Annotated in this window: 17 protein-coding genes; 11 read left to right on the top strand and 6 right to left on the bottom strand. The window is 41.7% G+C overall.

The features are described 5' to 3' along the window. Positions 1–236: 236 nt before the first annotated feature. Positions 237–443, bottom strand: coding sequence for a hypothetical protein (locus ACFFAP_RS00005; RefSeq protein WP_375509294.1), 207 nt, complete (start codon positions 441–443; stop codon positions 237–239). A 461-nt stretch (positions 444–904) separates the two neighbouring features. On the opposite strand from ACFFAP_RS00005, the gene ACFFAP_RS00010 reads away from it, so the two are divergent. After that, positions 905–1,603, top strand: coding sequence for a hypothetical protein (locus ACFFAP_RS00010; RefSeq protein ID WP_375509295.1), 699 nt, complete (start codon positions 905–907; stop codon positions 1,601–1,603). A gap of 238 nt (positions 1,604–1,841) precedes the next feature. On the opposite strand, the gene ACFFAP_RS00015 is transcribed toward ACFFAP_RS00010, so the two are convergent. The 3 genes from ACFFAP_RS00015 to ACFFAP_RS00025 all read right to left on the bottom strand — a co-directional run bounded on the left by ACFFAP_RS00015 (position 1,842) and on the right by ACFFAP_RS00025 (position 4,797). Beyond that, on the bottom strand, positions 1,842–3,248 hold the full coding sequence (locus ACFFAP_RS00015) for an NAD(P)(+) transhydrogenase (Re/Si-specific) subunit beta (protein ID WP_375509296.1): 1,407 nt from the start codon (positions 3,246–3,248) through the stop codon (positions 1,842–1,844). Further along, entirely contained in the window at positions 3,245–3,538 is a 294-nt protein-coding gene (locus tag ACFFAP_RS00020) for an NAD(P) transhydrogenase subunit alpha (RefSeq protein ID WP_322710495.1), read from the bottom strand. The genes ACFFAP_RS00015 and ACFFAP_RS00020 overlap by 4 nt, the downstream gene beginning before the upstream one ends. An 86-nt stretch (positions 3,539–3,624) precedes the next feature. Next, complete coding sequence (locus tag ACFFAP_RS00025) at positions 3,625–4,797, bottom strand: Re/Si-specific NAD(P)(+) transhydrogenase subunit alpha (protein ID WP_375509297.1); 1,173 nt, start codon at positions 4,795–4,797, stop codon at positions 3,625–3,627. Between the two features lie 761 nt (positions 4,798–5,558). On the opposite strand from ACFFAP_RS00025, the gene ACFFAP_RS00030 reads away from it, so the two are divergent. The 7 genes from ACFFAP_RS00030 to ACFFAP_RS00060 all read left to right on the top strand — a co-directional run bounded on the left by ACFFAP_RS00030 (position 5,559) and on the right by ACFFAP_RS00060 (position 9,834). After that, a complete protein-coding gene (locus ACFFAP_RS00030) occupies positions 5,559–6,071 on the top strand; it encodes a DUF2808 domain-containing protein (RefSeq protein WP_375509298.1) in 513 nt (170 codons plus the stop codon). Positions 6,072–6,250: 179 nt separating this feature from the next. Further along, positions 6,251–6,385, top strand: coding sequence for a 50S ribosomal protein L34 (rpmH, locus tag ACFFAP_RS00035; protein ID WP_094327629.1), 135 nt, complete (start codon positions 6,251–6,253; stop codon positions 6,383–6,385). A gap of 26 nt (positions 6,386–6,411) precedes the next feature. Beyond that, positions 6,412–6,834 carry a ribonuclease P protein component gene (gene rnpA / locus ACFFAP_RS00040; RefSeq protein ID WP_375509299.1) on the top strand — a complete coding sequence of 141 codons (423 nt, stop codon included), beginning with the start codon at positions 6,412–6,414 and terminating at the stop codon, positions 6,832–6,834. Next, the gene (locus ACFFAP_RS00045; protein ID WP_118166668.1) at positions 6,821–7,213 is read left to right on the top strand and encodes a PH domain-containing protein; all 393 of its coding nucleotides are present in this window, start codon (positions 6,821–6,823) and stop codon (positions 7,211–7,213) included. Before rnpA ends, ACFFAP_RS00045 begins: the two co-directional genes overlap by 14 nt. A gap of 260 nt (positions 7,214–7,473) precedes the next feature. After that, on the top strand, positions 7,474–8,625 hold the full coding sequence (gene yidC, locus ACFFAP_RS00050) for a membrane protein insertase YidC (RefSeq protein ID WP_375509300.1): 1,152 nt from the start codon (positions 7,474–7,476) through the stop codon (positions 8,623–8,625). Beyond that, positions 8,622–9,149 (top strand): protein jag, encoded by a 528-nt coding sequence (locus tag ACFFAP_RS00055; RefSeq protein WP_375509301.1) that lies wholly within the window; start codon positions 8,622–8,624, stop codon positions 9,147–9,149. Before yidC ends, ACFFAP_RS00055 begins: the two co-directional genes overlap by 4 nt. Positions 9,150–9,306: 157 nt before the next feature. Continuing rightward, positions 9,307–9,834: a DUF177 domain-containing protein gene (locus ACFFAP_RS00060; protein ID WP_375509302.1), complete on the top strand. Its 528-nt coding sequence runs from the start codon at positions 9,307–9,309 to the stop codon at positions 9,832–9,834. A 92-nt stretch (positions 9,835–9,926) separates the two neighbouring features. On the opposite strand, the gene ACFFAP_RS00065 is transcribed toward ACFFAP_RS00060, so the two are convergent. Next, positions 9,927–11,048 carry an HNH endonuclease gene (locus ACFFAP_RS00065; protein ID WP_375509303.1) on the bottom strand — a complete coding sequence of 374 codons (1,122 nt, stop codon included), beginning with the start codon at positions 11,046–11,048 and terminating at the stop codon, positions 9,927–9,929. 334 nt (positions 11,049–11,382) lie between these two features. Here ACFFAP_RS00065 and ACFFAP_RS00070 point away from each other — a divergent pair, with 334 nt between their 5' ends. Together ACFFAP_RS00070 and ACFFAP_RS00075 are read left to right on the top strand one after the other, a co-directional pair. Beyond that, the gene (locus ACFFAP_RS00070; RefSeq protein WP_375509304.1) at positions 11,383–12,894 is read left to right on the top strand and encodes an AAA family ATPase; all 1,512 of its coding nucleotides are present in this window, start codon (positions 11,383–11,385) and stop codon (positions 12,892–12,894) included. Between the two features lie 112 nt (positions 12,895–13,006). Beyond that, on the top strand, positions 13,007–13,516 hold the full coding sequence (locus ACFFAP_RS00075) for an SH3 domain-containing protein (protein ID WP_375509305.1): 510 nt from the start codon (positions 13,007–13,009) through the stop codon (positions 13,514–13,516). Between the two features lie 27 nt (positions 13,517–13,543). On the opposite strand, the gene ACFFAP_RS00080 is transcribed toward ACFFAP_RS00075, so the two are convergent. Further along, positions 13,544–15,307, bottom strand: a complete 1,764-nt coding sequence (locus ACFFAP_RS00080) for an MHYT domain-containing protein (RefSeq protein WP_375509306.1) — start codon at positions 15,305–15,307, stop codon at positions 13,544–13,546. 269 nt (positions 15,308–15,576) lie between these two features. On the opposite strand from ACFFAP_RS00080, the gene ACFFAP_RS00085 reads away from it, so the two are divergent. Next, on the top strand, positions 15,577–16,168 hold a 592-nt coding region (locus ACFFAP_RS00085), incomplete at its 3' end, for a peptidoglycan-binding protein (protein ID WP_375509360.1).

Here is a 16,168-nt window from a genome sequence, read left to right on the forward strand (position 1 = left end):
CCGCTCTTTGACTATTGACAGACTGCAAAAATCCTTAACTTGTTACGAATCCTTTAGGAATTAAGTACTATTGCTTTGACAACCCCTAAAAACAACAAAACCGCCTTATTAGCGGTTTATGATGCGGCAGTCATACGACTACCCCCAGGCTGTGCCTAATTACTATAATATCTTCTATCTTGCTGATTGTCAATTTAGAATCATTTAGTGGAGATTTGGAGGTGCGATCGCTCTTTTTAACGAACTACAGAGGCGCAGAGAACACAGAGGAAGAAGGGGAGTAATTGCACGCTGGAGATTTTGCAGGCGATCGCTCTTTTTAACAAACCGCAGAGGACACAGAGGAAGAGAGTGATCGCACGCTGAAGATTTTGCAGGTGATCGCTTTTTTTAACGAACCACAGAGGCGCAGAGAATACAGAGGAGGAAGAGAGCGATTCCACGGTGAAGATTTTGCAGGCGATGCCTTCAGCGGGCTTCGCCTACGCTTTTTTAACGAACCGCAGAGGCACAGAGTACACACAGGAAGGAGAGGGCGATCGCTTTTTGTTTTCGGATTAGAATCACGCGATTAGGTTTATATTTGTCTATTATCTTACTTGACAGATTACTTTTTTCTGTATATTTTTTGTAGTACAAGTACACTCAAATTACAATTTCAATAAAGATGAAAGTAAATCAAAATCATATTCCTGACTGGATTTCAGAAGGACAAAGGATAAATGCAACTCATTTAATAGTAGTCTATAACGCTAGCAGTGGGCAGGATTTTCCAGTTTACCTTATGTTAGGAGAAAACTTTCAACAGAAGTTACAATCATGCAATGCAGGTAGTTGCGCTTACGTAACAGACTTTAGTCTGTAGGAAAAATGAGTAGTGTAGCTTGTACTATTGGCTTGAAACATGCCTCAAAATTTTATCTATATCATTTATTTATTTAAAAATTTAGAGCTTAGAGACTATATAAGTGCTTTAGCTTTACTATTTACCTTATGGAACTATTGGAATACAGAGAAAAAATTTGCTTCATTAAATTATCCTGTATTAAAAACAGAATTAGAATTACCAACATTTAGAGACCAGAACAAACTATTTCCTATCTACCCTAATTATAAAGTCATTAATATAAGTGATAAAAAAGCTGTTGATATTAAGATTGAAGTCAAGATATACTCCTTAAAAAGGAAGTATAAAATTTGGCAATCTTGTTGGTTAAATCGAAGTTCAACTAAATTTGATAATTTAGAACCAAAAGCCGAATTAAAATTTACAGAATATTCCCAGGAATTTATTATTTTTAAGGGTAGATTATTCGCTCAAAGAGAGACACAAAAATATGCAGAACAAAATTATAGAGAAAACATTCCTATTAAAGCAATTATAAATGTCTATTATAGTCCTGTTCTTTATCAAGCGAAAAAGCTTAGAACCTCTAAAATTTATAATCTTATTCTTAAACGTGATTATAAAGCAAATTTTACACAAGAAGATTTTATTGATTTAATACCAAATCTATTAAAACTAGATATTAAACTTATTCTATCCGTAGTTAATCAATTGTTTATTTACCAATATCTACTACCTAAACTTGAATTAAAATAAATGGTGATGTATTATACCCCTTATTGGAAACTTCAAGAGGTAGAAAAATCTTGGCAATTTCCATTTAAGTTATTTTAATTTATTTCTTAATAAGAAATTTTTCAATCCAATCTGCCTATTTATATTTACCAACAAAACAAAAAAACTTGCTTCAGGAACATCAAGCTCTCAAAGCAAGCAAAGTCTCTACATTCTTTCTTTACTTCGCGCCCTTTGCGCCCTTCGCGGTTCGTTTCTCTTAAAGTTGCTTCACTTCCGAAACCAACTTCGCCACCATATCCTTAGCGCTACCAAAAAGCATCGTAGTTTTATCCTTGTAGAACAACTCATTATCTACACCGGCAAAACCCGTACTCATCCCGCGCTTAATCACAATCGTCTGCTTCGCCCGATCTACTTCCAAAATCGGCATACCATAAATCGGGCTATTTACATCACTTCGCGCCGCCGGATTTACCACATCATTTGCCCCAATTACCAAAGCTACATCCGCTTGTTCAAACTGGGGATTAATATCATCCATGTCGTACAACTGGGTATAAGCCACATTTGCCTCTGCTAGCAACACATTCATGTGTCCCGGCATTCTCCCAGCAACAGGGTGAATGGCATACTTGACATCAACGCCCATTTTTTCTAACTGATCTGACAATTCCCGGACGCTATGTTGCGCTTGGGCAACTGCCATACCATAACCAGGCACAATTACCACAGAACGGGCATAACCCAACATCATCGCCCCTTCTTCGGGATCGATACTGCGGACAGTTTGATCGGTTGCACCACCACCAGCAGCACCACCACCAGAAGTAGATCCTGTACCAAAAGCACTGAACAGCACACTGAAGAGAGAGCGGTTCATCGCCTTACACATAATCTCGGTGAGGATTAAGCCAGATGCTCCTACCAAAGCCCCAGCGATGATTAACATATTGTTCATCACCACGAAACCAGCCGCCGCCGCCGCCACACCTGACAAGGAGTTCAACAGCGAGATTACCACTGGCATATCGCCGCCACCAATGGGGATGACGAACATTACACCCAGCACTAAGGAAACAGCTACCACTCCCAAGAATATGGGTAAGCTATCTGGTGTGATGATTAAATAGGCACTACCTACCAAATAAGCACCCAGAAGCAACAGGTTAAATGGCTGCTGGAAAGGAAATGTAATCGGGGAACCGCTAATTAAACCTTGCAATTTAGCAAAGGCTAAAAAACTACCTGTGAAGGTAACGCCACCGATTAACACGTCCAATAGCATGGAAATGTTCACATCTAGGGGTACGGGTGCGCCAGAATCTAATAATCGCCAAAATTCGGCAACGGCGACTAATGCTGAAGCCGCACCACCTAAACCGTTGAGTAAACCCACCATTTGGGGCATTTCCGTCATTTGGACTTTATAGGCAACGATCGCCCCAATTCCCGATCCAATCGCCAAGGCCAACAATATCATCTCGTAGTTCAACACATGCCGATCCAGCATTGTCGCTACAATTGCCAGCAGCATCCCCACAGATGCAACCACATTACCGTTTCGCGCTGTAGCTGGTGAACCCAGCTTTTTCAAACCAAAAATGAATAAGGATGCAGCGACTAAATATGTCAGCTGAATGCCAGTTGGTAAAAAGTCGCTCACGCCTTAATCTCCTTCTTCTTGAACATTTGCAGCATTCTATCTGTGACTAGAAAGCCACCTACAACGTTGACTGTAGCTAGTACTACGGCAATTAAACCGAGAATTACTGACACACTTGTGTCTCTAGCACCTGAGGCCACTATTGCCCCAAGTACCGAAATGCCAGAAATCGCGTTTGAGCCTGACATTAAAGGCGTGTGTAGAGTCGGTGGTATTTTGTTGATAACTTCAAAGCCGATAAAAGATGCCAAAACAAATACAAACAAAGCAGCAAGTAATGCCTCTGTCATGAAATCAAACTCCTTGTGTAAATAGACATGGGGCATTGGGAAAAATCTTCCCTAGTCCCTAATCCCCAGTCCCTAGTCCCCAGTCCCTAATTAACCGCCGGTTGTTGAGTATTCGATGCTTGTAGCGCATCCCGCACTCGTTGATTGCGAATTTCACCAGCGTGGGTAACGCAAGCTGCATCAACGATGTCGTCGCTAAAGTCTACCTGTAAAGCTTTGTCTTTAATTAGCAATTGCATCAACGATGTTACGTTCTTGGCATACAATTGGCTGGCGTGAATTGGCATCGATGATGGGAGATTAATGGGGCCGATAATTGTCACGCCGTTCCACACAATATCTTTACCGGGTTCTGTGCAGGCGCAGTTACCACCCTGATCGGCAGCCAAATCCACAATCACTGAACCGGGTTTCATTTGTGCCACCATATCTTCTGTAACCAGCCGTGGTGCTTGTCTCCCTGGAACTTGGGCGGTGGTAATCACGACATCAGAATTTTTGACGTGTTCGGCGACAACTTCTTGGGTACGTTGTTTGCTAGCCTCAGAAATTTCCTTGGCGTAGCCACCTGCGGCGACGGTTTCTTCGTCTAATTTGACTTCAACGAATTTTGCCCCTAAGCTTTGCACTTCTTCTTTGACGGCCGGACGAATATCAAAGGCTTCTACCACTGCTCCCAAGCGTCTGGCGGTGGCGATCGCTTGCAATCCCGCTACACCAGCGCCCATAATAAAGACTTTCGCTGGAGCGATCGTACCTGCGGCTGTGGTTAACATCGGGAAGTATTTCGGTAATGCAGCTGCGGCAATTAATACAGCCTTGTAACCTGCTAATGAAGCTTGCGAGGACAAAGCATCCATACTTTGCGCCCTGGTAGTACGGGGAATCATCTCCATACTCAAGGCTGTGACTTTACGATTTGCTAGTTGCTGTGCTACAACGGGGTTTCCCAAGGGATTGAGGAAACTGACTAAAACAGCCCCTTCCTTTAACAAGTCAATTTCTGAGCGTCCATCTTCTCGTTCTTGTGGGGGGCTGACTTTCAGCAGAATATCTGTTTCGCCCCATAGTTTGGCAGTATCGCTGATTATTGTGGCTCCTGCGGCTTCATAGTCAGAATCGCTGAAAAATGATCGTTCTCCTGCACCTGTTTCTATCCAAACTTCCAAACCTTGTTTTACCAATCGAGCAACGGTGTCAGGAATTAATGCCACACGACGTTCACAAACTTCAATTTCTTTAGCAACTGCTATTCTCATGAAATCTCCTGAAGATAAATACCTAATCTCTGCCAAGTAAGCGATTGTCTAGATGAGGCGTGTCCCGCACTCATAGTACTTAGGCAGGAACATCACCCATGAATTTTACTTGTAGATTGAACCTTGAAACTTTCCTCTCCCACTCTTCGCTGTCCAGGCAAAGCCTGACTTTGCCGTTGGCAAATGTCATATTCTCAGATAGTTGCAAACAGGGTTACGTATTGCACATCCTAAATTGATTCCCAAATTTTGCATCTTTATCTTCAGCTTATTTTCGGGATTGAGAAATTTTGGTATTCCTTTCTTATAGAGTAATATTGACCAAATTTTGAAAGCTTTATAATTTCCCAATCAAATTTTAATAATTACGACTCTGATTCCAACTTATTTTAATCAATTTAGCCCAACTTAACTAGCGATCGCTGATGGCACGCCTCAATTTTTATAACAAAATTCTCAAATTTAGATACACTTGTACATATTTTGAAACACAACCCAATCCTGACTGTGTTTATATTGAGTTCAAAATTTGACCAACCTAATCATCAAATCACCACTCTGTAAGGGTAATGAAGTAAATAAAGTATATGATAAATTTATAACTAAGTAATTTTGCTGTCGCCTAAAGCTCAGTGAAGATGGCACTTTTTTTTGTTATTGAACGTCAATTGTCAGGAAGTCAGTAGTAAAGTTTAGTAACGAATACTAACAGACAGTTATTTTAGATAACAGATTTATATTTTGGTAGAGGAAGCCTGATTATGCGACGTTTACTTTCTGCTTTAGCCGTTACTAGCTTTCTGGTTACTGGATTACCAGCCTTAACTTGGGCACAAAGTTTACCTGGATTTACGCTATTTAGTGGCGTAAAACAAGAAAATCAGCTGCCCTTTAGGTTAGATTTTGGTGGACAAGCCAATGGTTGGGATCGATACATATTAAGGATTCCAGCCCAAAAAATGAAATTGGCTGTTGGTCAATTTGCCATTACTTACCCTGATTATTACAAAGGAACTTTTGACCAGAGAAAAATTGAAGTCCGAGTCAAAGGCAAAGCAGTTCCGCTTTCTGAGGTGAAGTGGGACAAAGAAGGTAAGCTGATTAATATTTTTCCCCAAGAGCCAGTACCAGCAGGTAGTGCAGTTGAAGTAGTCTTATCTAACGTGAAAAACCCAGCCTTCGGCGGAGTTTACTATTTTCGCTGTCAAGTTCTCTCCCCTGGCGATGTGCCACTATTGCGCTACATGGGAACATGGATTTTGAGCATCAATTAACTTTGGGGAGTGGGGAGTGGGGAGATGAGGGAGAAATCAATTCAAAATTCAAAATTCAAAATTCAAACATTTTAGAACTTCTGCCTCCTCTTTGCCAATCCCCTATTCCCTATTCCCTAATAACGTAATACAATTAGAGATTGTGAGTTTTTATAAAAATCACCTAAAAGGAGAAGAGTATGAAAAGAACACTAGGCGGCACTAGCCGTAAGAGAAAAAGAACCTCTGGTTTTCGCGCCAGAATGCGGACACCAGATGGCAGAAACGTGATTAGCGCTAGAAGAAGAAAGGGGCGTCACCGTTTAAGTGTTTAGGGCGTATCTAAGCTAAAAGAGCATCTGTGGCTTTGCCTAAAGCAAATCGGCTAAAATCCCGCAAAGATTTCCAGGCAGTTTTCCGGGAAGGGATTCGGCGTCATGGCTCTTATTTAACATTGAGAGCCTTAAAGCCGTTATGTTCAACAAAACCTTCTTTGTCCACTGCCACCCAGACAACACAAGCAACTGACTCAGTACATCTTGCTAGCACGCGGATTGGCATTTCCATAAGTACAAAAGTAAGCAAAAGGGCAGTGGTTCGCAACCGAATCAAACGGCAAATTACTTCTGCTTTATATAACTTGCTGCCCAAATTATCACCAGGATGGCGGCTAGTGTTCATTGTCAAACCCACAACAGCAGAATCTAAGTGCGTAAGCCCACAATTTCTGCAAGAATTAGAGCAGTTGTTGGCACAAGCTGAGGTGTTCGATGGGAATTCGTGAAGATGTTTATTATGAAGGTGGCCCCCATATTGGGGATTTAATTGTCAACCTGTTGATTGGGCTAACCATTGTCGGGATACCATTAACAGTTGGGGCAATCGTCAGAGCATTGTGGCTGCGTTTCCGCATCACCGATCGCCGAATTACCGTGACGGGAGGTTGGCAGGGACGCGATCGCACTGACATAATTTACTCAGAAATTGTCAAAGTCGTTACAGTCCCCCGTGGCATTGGCTTGTGGGGAGATATGGTACTAACCCTAAAAAACGGCAGTCGTCTCGAATTGCGGGCAATTCCCAAGTTTCGGGAAGTCTATGACTACATCAACGAAAGAATTGCTGCAAAAAATCCCGAATATAGCGCTGCTGCTAACAAGTGATGAGAGTAGGGAGTAGGCTTGCCGTGAGCGTAGCCGAACGGAAGTAGGGAGTACTAAATGCAAAATTTCCTCAGATAAAATCCAAAATTCAGAACTTCCTACATTACCAGTAAAAACTACATACCACTCCCCACTCCCCACTCCCCACTCCCTTTTTTTGGATGTGCGGCTATCCGTAGCGAAGGGTAGTCGCACATAATTTATGATTTAGATAAATTAGATTCAGTTAGTTTACAGTACCTCAGGTTGAATTCAGAATAATGGATTTTGGTATCGGCTTTCTCTCGAACAACGTGATGCTGCCAATCATAGATTTCTTCTATGGTATTGTGCCTAGCTACGGATTGGCGATCGTTGCTTTGACCCTGATAGTCCGCTTCGCGCTCTATCCCCTGAGTGCTGGCTCAATTCGCAACATGCGGAAAATGCGAATTGTACAACCTCTGATGCAGAAGCGGATGGCAGAAATCAAAGAGCGCTATAAGGATGAACCGCAAAAGCAGCAGGAGGAAATGGTCAATGTTCAAAAAGAATTTGGCAACCCCTTGGCAGGCTGTTTTCCATTACTAGTGCAAATGCCGGTCTTATTAGCGCTGTTTGCCACTTTGCGGGGTTCGCCTTTTTCAAGTGCGAACTACAGCGTTAACCTGCAAATCTTTCCCGCAGAACAAATCGAACAAATTCAACCGCAAGCCTTTGCCACTGCTCCTCAAAATATTTACGTTGCTGATGGAGAACACGTTAAAGTAGCTGCCATCCTTCCTAGTGGTAACAAACTAGCGGTGGGAGAACAAACTAAGATCCAATATCAGACCATTGAGGGCAAACCATTTCAAGTACTCTTAGCAGAACACCCAGAAAATAAGCTCATTCCTGATTGGAAAGTCACCAAAGGTGAAGATAGGGTAAAAATTGATGCCCAAGGCAATGTAGAAGCATTGCAGCCTGGAGAAGTCACTATTCAAGGAACAATTCCTGGACTAGCAGCAGACAAAGGTTTTCTATTTATTGATGCCTTAGGCAGGGTTGGCGCAACTGATCCAGATGGCACAATCCACTGGGATATTGTCGCCATGATCGTCTCCTTTGGAATCAGCCTTTATGTTAGCCAAATGCTTTCTGGGCAAAATTCCAGTGGTGGCAATCCGCAGCAAGATACAGTTAACAAAATCACTCCAGTTATTTTTTCTGGGATGTTTTTGTTCTTCCCCTTACCAGCTGGGGTGCTGATGTATATGGTGATTGGTAATATTTTTCAAACTGCACAAACTTATCTTCTCTCCCGCGAACCTCTACCAGAAGAACTGCAAAAAATTGTAGCAACTCAGGAGAAAGAAGCAGTAGTTGCAGAACAAAAGGCATTGCCATTTGAACCAAAAAGTGCCAAGAAAAAGGCGACAGGGGGATCATGAGCAATATTCCCATGCAGCGAGGTCAGCAGTGGTTAAAAACCCTGCTGGAACTCACTGGAACACCTGCTGAAATTCAGGGTCATTTAGAAACTGCCCAATCTCAAGACGGCGATTCTCCAGAACCAGATAACTACTGGTTAACAATTGACCAAACTAATTTGACGACAGAACAAATCCAGGTATTAACTGGTGCTGATGGTTCTGTATTAGATGCGATTCAGTATCTAGCAAATTCGGTTTTAAACCTGAGCCAACCCCCGGAGGAACAAGCCTCTTACACCATTGAGTTAAATGGCTACCGGGTCAAAAGAGAAGCCGAAATTCGCGCATTAGCAGAAGCAGCAGCCGATGAAGTGCGCTTTTCTGGTAGAGAAGTGGAAATCAAATCCCTCAGTTCTGCTGAAAGGCGTCAAATCCATACCTTCTTGAAGGAGTTTGGAGATTTAGAAACCTTCAGTCGCGGTAAAGAGCCGCATCGTCATCTGGTTGTGCGACCAGCTTCGTTGGAAGGAGTAAGGAGTTAGGAGTTAGGAATTAGGAGTTAGGAGTTAATTGAAACTCTTAACAATATAATTTCTTTCAAAATTTCTCTTGTTCTTAAGAGATAAAATTAAAGATGTAGTATCAGTATTATTGCTGGTAATGAAGATAAATTTTTAGTGAGGATGTCTCACAAATCCTATGGACGCAATTTTTATTCCGCAGCTAACTAAAGCCCCGGAGCGGACAGAGGAAGTTCAGGTTCAGGAATTTCTGCCTGGTCTGGAAACGTTGACACCAGTTCGCGGTCATGTGCGCGTGCAGCATCATGGCAATTATCTGGAAGTGTCCGCTCAGGCAGAAACAATTATTACTTGTACCTGCAATCGCTGTTTGCAGCAATACAATCGACGTTTAGGGCTTAATACAAAGGAAATCATCTGGTTAGACGAAACTGCAAATCAGGCAAATGACTTGCCCCTAGAGCGGGAAGTGACTATGGAAGATTTGCTGGAAACCCTACCGCCCGATGGTTATTTTTATCCCAACGAATGGTTGTATGAGCAGATGTGCTTGGCAATTCCCCAGCGCCAGCTGTGCAGTAGGAATTGTCCAGGTATTCCTGTAAGTACTACTGTTGATAGTTCTGATACTTCTGATAGTTCTGAAACTCCAGTTGATAACCGTTGGGCTTCTCTGGAAGCCCTGAAAAAGCAACTTCCGGGGTAGATATTTAATGCGCCGTTTGCTGTATTACGGCGCAATAAATTATCTATTTATAAGTATGAGTTGCCTAGAATACCTAACGCGCCTTATAAACTCTACTCCTGATTAAAAAATCTTTTGTCGTGCAGCAAAGCCGCAATTTTATCAGTATATTCTTTAGCTAATTCTGATGCCATTTCTTTAGTAAAAACTGTATTTTCTGGAATATCTTTGAAGTAATTTTCTATAACATTTTCACCTTGCTTGCTGAAGCTTTGATAAATTTGCTTATCATTTATAACCTTAAATAGGCAACTTAAGGAATTCTGAATTTGCTGTAAGTTATTCTCTCGAAGTTGTATAACTTTTAAAACTTCATCTCTAGAGAGATTAATATTAACAGCTTTTTCTCTAATTTTTTGAGCTATAATATCAAAAGAATAGAATTCTTTATATTCTTTCCCTGTGTAAGTATCTGATAGTAATACTATAAATTTGAAGGTACTAAAAAACTCAATATAAGCATACAGTATTTTTTCACTAGGATTGCCTACAACAAATAAAGTATGCAAAACTTCTATAATTTCTGAATTGGAATTAGTAATAGTTTCTGGATAATAGTGCCAAACAGTATTATTTAGCTGACCATCTTTTATATAAGGAATTAAGTGCGATATGTGATTTCGCTCTCCTCCTTTGTAAATATAGAAACTGGTTGCCATTTTACAGATAGCTCGAAATGCTTCATCTCCTCCAAAGGTGAGTTGATACTTAATAGGACTATCAATGAATTCTTGTCGCTTGATTGCATTACTCATAAGTTCTTGAACGTCAATCCAGGGGTGATTACGTTTAAGCCCGTTAAGCGCCACTTTCATCTGATTTTCATCTCTAGTAGACACAGAAAGATAGACATTATCTCCATCGACTCTCACATCAATGTTTGGTTCTATTCGTGCTATTTTGCCGCCATGAAGTAGAAAAACTTTTTCAGATGTGCTAATTATTTCTGCTTTGGTGTGCGGATTCTTACCTCTATCGCGCTTGATATCAAGAATTAAACCTATAATATTTAGCTGCTTACCAAGAGCAGCATCTATGCCATCCAAGTGCGGGCCACATTTGTTACAAATCAAAGATGATGATTTGAGCCTGCCTCCTATGGAATTGAGTATTATATGTTCTTTGTAAATATTGTCTGAACTAATTTCGTATTCACAGATGTAACATTTAGACATATATTTTCCTTAACTCTTAGAATAGTCAATATTTATAAATTTTATTTAGCGAAATTAGGCTGAATTTGCTAACGATAAACAATGTTTACATCCAATTTTTAAGCATTTTCTGGCAAGAGTCTGTAAAAAATTGAGTAGTTTTAAGCACCTGATTATCCTGACAGATCATTTAACTATACTCACCACAAAAGAGTGATCGCTCACCCTTGAGGAATATCTTACATCGAGCGATCGCACTCGCAACCGCTTATGAACTGGTCGATGTTGGTTTTTTAGTTGTTAGAGGTGATACAAACCTGAACAATGAGAGAAGAACTAATAACGATAGCCAAATATGAACTTCCGTGAAGAGTTTAAACTGCTGCTACGCGCCCGCTACCCTTTAATTTATATTCCCACTTATGAGGAAGAACGGGTAGAAGCAGCTATCCGTGAAGAAGCAAGCAACCAGGGTAATCGCCCAGTGTATACTTGGGATTTTGTCGATGGCTACCAAGGAAACCCCAATGATGTCGGGTTTGGGCGACGTAACCCGTTACAAGCTTTAGAATTTATCGAAAAATTACCAGCTTCCGCACCTGCGGTATTGATTCTCCGAGATTATCATCGCTTTTTAGATGACGTAGCGATCGCCCGCAAACTCCGCAACCTGTCCAGACTTCTCAAGTCGCAACCAAAAAATATTGTCCTATTGTCGCCACGCATCGCCATTCCTGATGACTTAACCGAAGTGCTGACAGTCGTCGAGTTTCCCTTACCCGCCGCCCCAGAAATTAAAACTGAGGTGGAACGCTTACTACAAAGTACTAGTAACTCACTTTATGGCAAAGTTTTAGATGATTTGGTGCGCTCTTGTCAAGGGCTTTCAATGGAACGGATTCGCCGGGTTTTGGCAAAAGCGATCGCTACCCACGGTGAATTGCAACCAGAAGACGTGGATCTAGTTTTGGAAGAAAAGCGCCAAACTATCCGTCAAACCCAAATCCTGGACTTCTACCCCGCCACTGAGCAAATTTCTGATATCGGCGGACTAGATAACTTGAAAGACTGGCTGATTCGCCGGGGAGGTTCATTTACTGATAAGGCGCGACAGTACGGATTACCGCACCCTCGTGGTTTAATGTTAGTGGGTATTCAGGGAACTGGTAAATCGTTAACGGCAAAAGCGATCGCTCATCACTGGCATTTACCCTTGCTACGTTTGGATGTGGGAAGGTTATTTGGTGGCTTGGTGGGTGAATCAGAATCTCGGACTCGGCAAATGATCCAAGTAGCTGAAGCCCTCGCTCCCTGTATTTTGTGGATTGATGAAATAGATAAAGCCTTTGCCGGACTTGGTAGCAAAGGTGATGCAGGAACAGCCAGCCGTGTGTTTGGCACTTTTATTACCTGGCTAGCCGAAAAAAGCTCACCCGTTTTTGTCGTCGCCACCGCCAACGACATCCAAGCTTTACCGCCGGAAATGCTTCGTAAGGGGCGATTTGATGAAATTTTCTTTGTGGGTTTGCCCACCCAAGAAGAGAGAAAAGCAATTTATGATGTTCATTTATCCCGATTGCGCCCGCATAACTTAAAAAGTTATGACATCGACAGGTTAGCTTATGAAACGCCCGATTTTTCTGGGGCAGAGATTGAACAAACTTTAATTGAAGCAATGCACATTGGATTTAGCCAAAACCGCGACTTTGCTACTGATGATATTTTAGAAGCAGCCAGTCAGATCATCCCCTTGGCGCGAACTGCTGTAGAGCAAATTCAGCAACTCCAAGAATGGGCTGCTGCTGGGAGAGCGCGTTTAGCATCTAAACACAATCCTTTAAGCGAACGCCTCCGGCGCACTACGTGAACGCATTCAGCAGTAGCTACAATAATTGGTTAGTTAATAATTACTAGTCAATAGTCAACAGTTAATCATGAATTACTATTGACTATTGACCACTGGTGATCAGGTTTTAACTATGTTGTCTGGCTTTATAAAGTTTATACTTGGGTTTTTCTTAGCGATCGCTGTGCTAATAGGTGGCGGCGTTGCAATTGGACTCTATTTCATGAATCGCACAGGTATACCCCCTGCCAAACCCGTTTTTTCTAATGATAGTCCCTCGGTGAAAGCCCAAGCTCCCAAAGCAACTGAGCCTGGAGGAGCTAAACCCACTCTTACACCTGGGACAAAGGCTCAATCGTCTCCAAACCCAACCTCCACTTCCACAGCATCACCAAAAGCTACCCCATCACCAAAACCATTGCCATCAGGAGCTTACCGAGGGCGTGTTAGTTGGGCTGAAGGCTTGAGTTTGCGATCGCAACCAAATCAAGAAGCTGAAAAGATTGGTGGGGTTGCTTTTAATCAAAAAATTATTATCTTGGAAGAAAACCAAGATAAATCCTGGCAAAAGATTCGTTTGGAAGGTAGCGAACAAGAAGGTTGGGTGAAAGCAGGTAATACTCAAAAAGTTGATCAACAATAGCTTAAAAAATCAGAAAATCAGATGTATCTACTCAATAACATGTGGAGCTACTTGAGATTGCTTTCCTAGAAAACAGGAAGTATGTATCAATGTATCAATTGGAAGCTCAATTTTAAAAGTAGTTTCTTGCCCCTTGGCAGAAATACAGTTGAGCTTACCACCATGTGTTTTAACGACAATCTGATAGCTAATTGATAACCCCAATCCAGTTCCTTGTCCAACTGGTTTAGTTGTGAAAAAGGGATCATAGATTTTATTTTGTACATCTTCACTAATGCCAGAACCATTATCTAAAATCTGAATGTTGACCCAACCAATTTGATAAACGGTTGTTTTAATCCGAATTAAAGGTGTAAAACTGGACTTTGATTTTAAGCTACTCAGCTTTTCTTCTAACACATCAATAGCATTTGTAATGATGTTGAAAAATACTTGGTTTAACTGTCCTGGATAGCAATTTACTAAGGGTAAATTACCATATTCTTTAATTACAATAATTTCTGGGCGATTGTTCGGTGGGTAACTAATACGGTTCTGAAGAATCAGCAGTGTCGAATTAAGCCCTTCGTGGATATCCACAGCTTTCAATTGTGCCTCGTCTAGACGAGAGAAGTTACGTAAGGATTCCACAATATGCTTAATACGTTCTGCTCCAGCTTGCATTGAGTTGAGTAGTTTAGGTAAATCTTCTAGCAAGAATGGGAAATCAATAGACTCTAATTTCGCTTGAACCGCAAGCTCTGGTTCCGGATAATGTTGCTGATAAGTGTTGATTAATTCTAAAAGTTCCCGCAGATAAGTTTCCGTATGAAACAGGTTTCCATAAATGAAGTTAGCAGGATTGTTAATCTCATGAGCAACTCCCGCTACCATTTGTCCTAAAGAAGACATTTTTTCTGTTTGAAGAAATTGCAATTGAGCTTTCTGAAGTGCCAACATAGCTGTCTCTAATTCTTCAGACCGAGACTTAGCTAGAGCAGCTAGTGCTTCTTGGTTTTGTAAGGCTTGTTTGAGACGTTCTTCGTTTTCTTTGAGATCAGCTGTTTTGACTAGTTGAACACTCAATTGTTCGTTGAAAAAAGATGTGAGTAGCGTCCATCCTAGAAGGAGTAATGTGAATAAGCCAATAATCGCAGCTATCCAATAGGTTGCTGCGGTATCAACTGCCGAAAACTCGACCGATTCGACGACTGAAAAATGAGTAGCCATCATGCCTGTGTAGTGCATTGAGGGAATGGCAGTACCCATGAGAATAGCACTGCCAATCCTCAAAAAGCGTCCTGTTACTGTACTATTAGCTCTGAGGTTAAACCCCAGCCAGAGGGCAACCAGTGAGATCAGAATAGCGATCGCAATCGAGAGTACAACCACACTCAAGTCATAAGACATTTTGGCTGGTAAACGAATCGCAGCCATACCGATGTAGTGCATTGCACTAATCCCTATGCCCATCAGGAGGCTACCACTCAACAACCGCAAAATACCAAATTCTGGCTGGCTAACTAGGTACAGGGCTAATCCAGAGGCCAAAATTGCAGGTAGCACCGAAATCAAAACTGTTAACCAGTCATAGTCAATCGGAATCGGCAGACTGAACGCCAGCATAGCAATAAAATGCATTGCCCAAATGCCGATTCCCATTGCGATCGCTCCCCCTAGCAGCCACCGCCACCTTGACTGCGATTTAGCCTCTGTGACTCTTATAGCTAGATCAAGTGTGGTGTAAGCCGTAAGTATGGCAATGGCAACGGAGAATAAAGTTAAACGAATATCGTAGATCCCGTGGAGCATTAGGTTGAATATTATTCGCAATTCAATGGAAGACTAGACCCACTATTTGTCTGCGTTGCTCATGCTCGAAACCCAAATGGGTATAGCAAAAATTTTGTCAGGCAAATAGAAAACAAGCCTCCAAAGCTTTACATTGCTTATTATTCCCCCTACAGAAGCTTGCGTATCATATCAGTCTGGGGAATTTATTGTAAATAATCATACTAAAAACAAATATAATACAGAGCAAATGGTATAATTTTGTATTAGCCATAACTTCAAAAAAGCAAGTGAAAACAGAGGTAGATAGCTATTTAACCAAGCTTGCCTCAGTCTACGAGGCATCCGAAAGCGTCAAGGTTGTTCCTACCGTAGCTAATTTCAAATTTTTGAATTGGAAAAAGTTTTCTAGCGGTGCGGTGATGCGTTTTTTGTCTATGGCACTGACTATGGGGCTTGTGAGTATCGCTGGGCAAGCTTTAGCACTTCAGAAAATAGGAAGTAATGGCGCTGAAGTTAGCAGTAGCCAAAGGTGTTTAAAAAAGTTAGGCTACTTTAACGGCCCGGTGAGTGGCAAGTTTGCTAGCTTGACTCAGAATGCTGTGATCAAATTCCAGCAAGCCAATAGAATCCCTGCTGATGGTGTTGTGGGTGCTAGTACTCAAAGAGCCTTGCAACGAGCATGTCAAAGTAGAACTTCTAGCAGGAATACCAATACTGGATTGCGGTCAAGTGGTCAATATCCTGTTCTCTCTCAAGGTAAAACTGGTGCAGCCGTGACAAGGTTACAACAGCGTTTGCGGCAGTTAGGCTACTTGAATGCTAATCCCACTGGGAACTTTGGCCCAATGACCAGAGATGCTGTAATTGCATTCCAGCGAA

The organism is uncultured Nostoc sp., from assembly GCF_964245575.1.
In the GTDB taxonomy this organism is placed as follows: Bacteria; Cyanobacteriota; Cyanobacteriia; order Cyanobacteriales; family Nostocaceae; genus Nostoc.

Coding starts and splice junctions, on each gene's coding strand:
- ACFFAP_RS00010 (WP_375509295.1), top strand. CDS start 905: ATGCCTCAAAATTTTATCTATATCATTTATTTATTTAAAAATTTAGAG.
- ACFFAP_RS00020 (WP_322710495.1), bottom strand. CDS start 3,538: ATGACAGAGGCATTACTTGCTGCTTTGTTTGTATTTGTTTTGGCATCT.
- ACFFAP_RS00025 (WP_375509297.1), bottom strand. CDS start 4,797: ATGAGAATAGCAGTTGCTAAAGAAATTGAAGTTTGTGAACGTCGTGTG.
- ACFFAP_RS00030 (WP_375509298.1), top strand. CDS start 5,559: ATGCGACGTTTACTTTCTGCTTTAGCCGTTACTAGCTTTCTGGTTACT.
- rpmH (WP_094327629.1), top strand. CDS start 6,251: ATGAAAAGAACACTAGGCGGCACTAGCCGTAAGAGAAAAAGAACCTCT.
- ACFFAP_RS00045 (WP_118166668.1), top strand. CDS start 6,821: ATGGGAATTCGTGAAGATGTTTATTATGAAGGTGGCCCCCATATTGGG.
- yidC (WP_375509300.1), top strand. CDS start 7,474: ATGGATTTTGGTATCGGCTTTCTCTCGAACAACGTGATGCTGCCAATC.
- ACFFAP_RS00055 (WP_375509301.1), top strand. CDS start 8,622: ATGAGCAATATTCCCATGCAGCGAGGTCAGCAGTGGTTAAAAACCCTG.
- ACFFAP_RS00060 (WP_375509302.1), top strand. CDS start 9,307: ATGGACGCAATTTTTATTCCGCAGCTAACTAAAGCCCCGGAGCGGACA.
- ACFFAP_RS00065 (WP_375509303.1), bottom strand. CDS start 11,048: ATGTCTAAATGTTACATCTGTGAATACGAAATTAGTTCAGACAATATT.
- ACFFAP_RS00070 (WP_375509304.1), top strand. CDS start 11,383: ATGAACTTCCGTGAAGAGTTTAAACTGCTGCTACGCGCCCGCTACCCT.
- ACFFAP_RS00075 (WP_375509305.1), top strand. CDS start 13,007: ATGTTGTCTGGCTTTATAAAGTTTATACTTGGGTTTTTCTTAGCGATC.
- ACFFAP_RS00080 (WP_375509306.1), bottom strand. CDS start 15,307: ATGCTCCACGGGATCTACGATATTCGTTTAACTTTATTCTCCGTTGCC.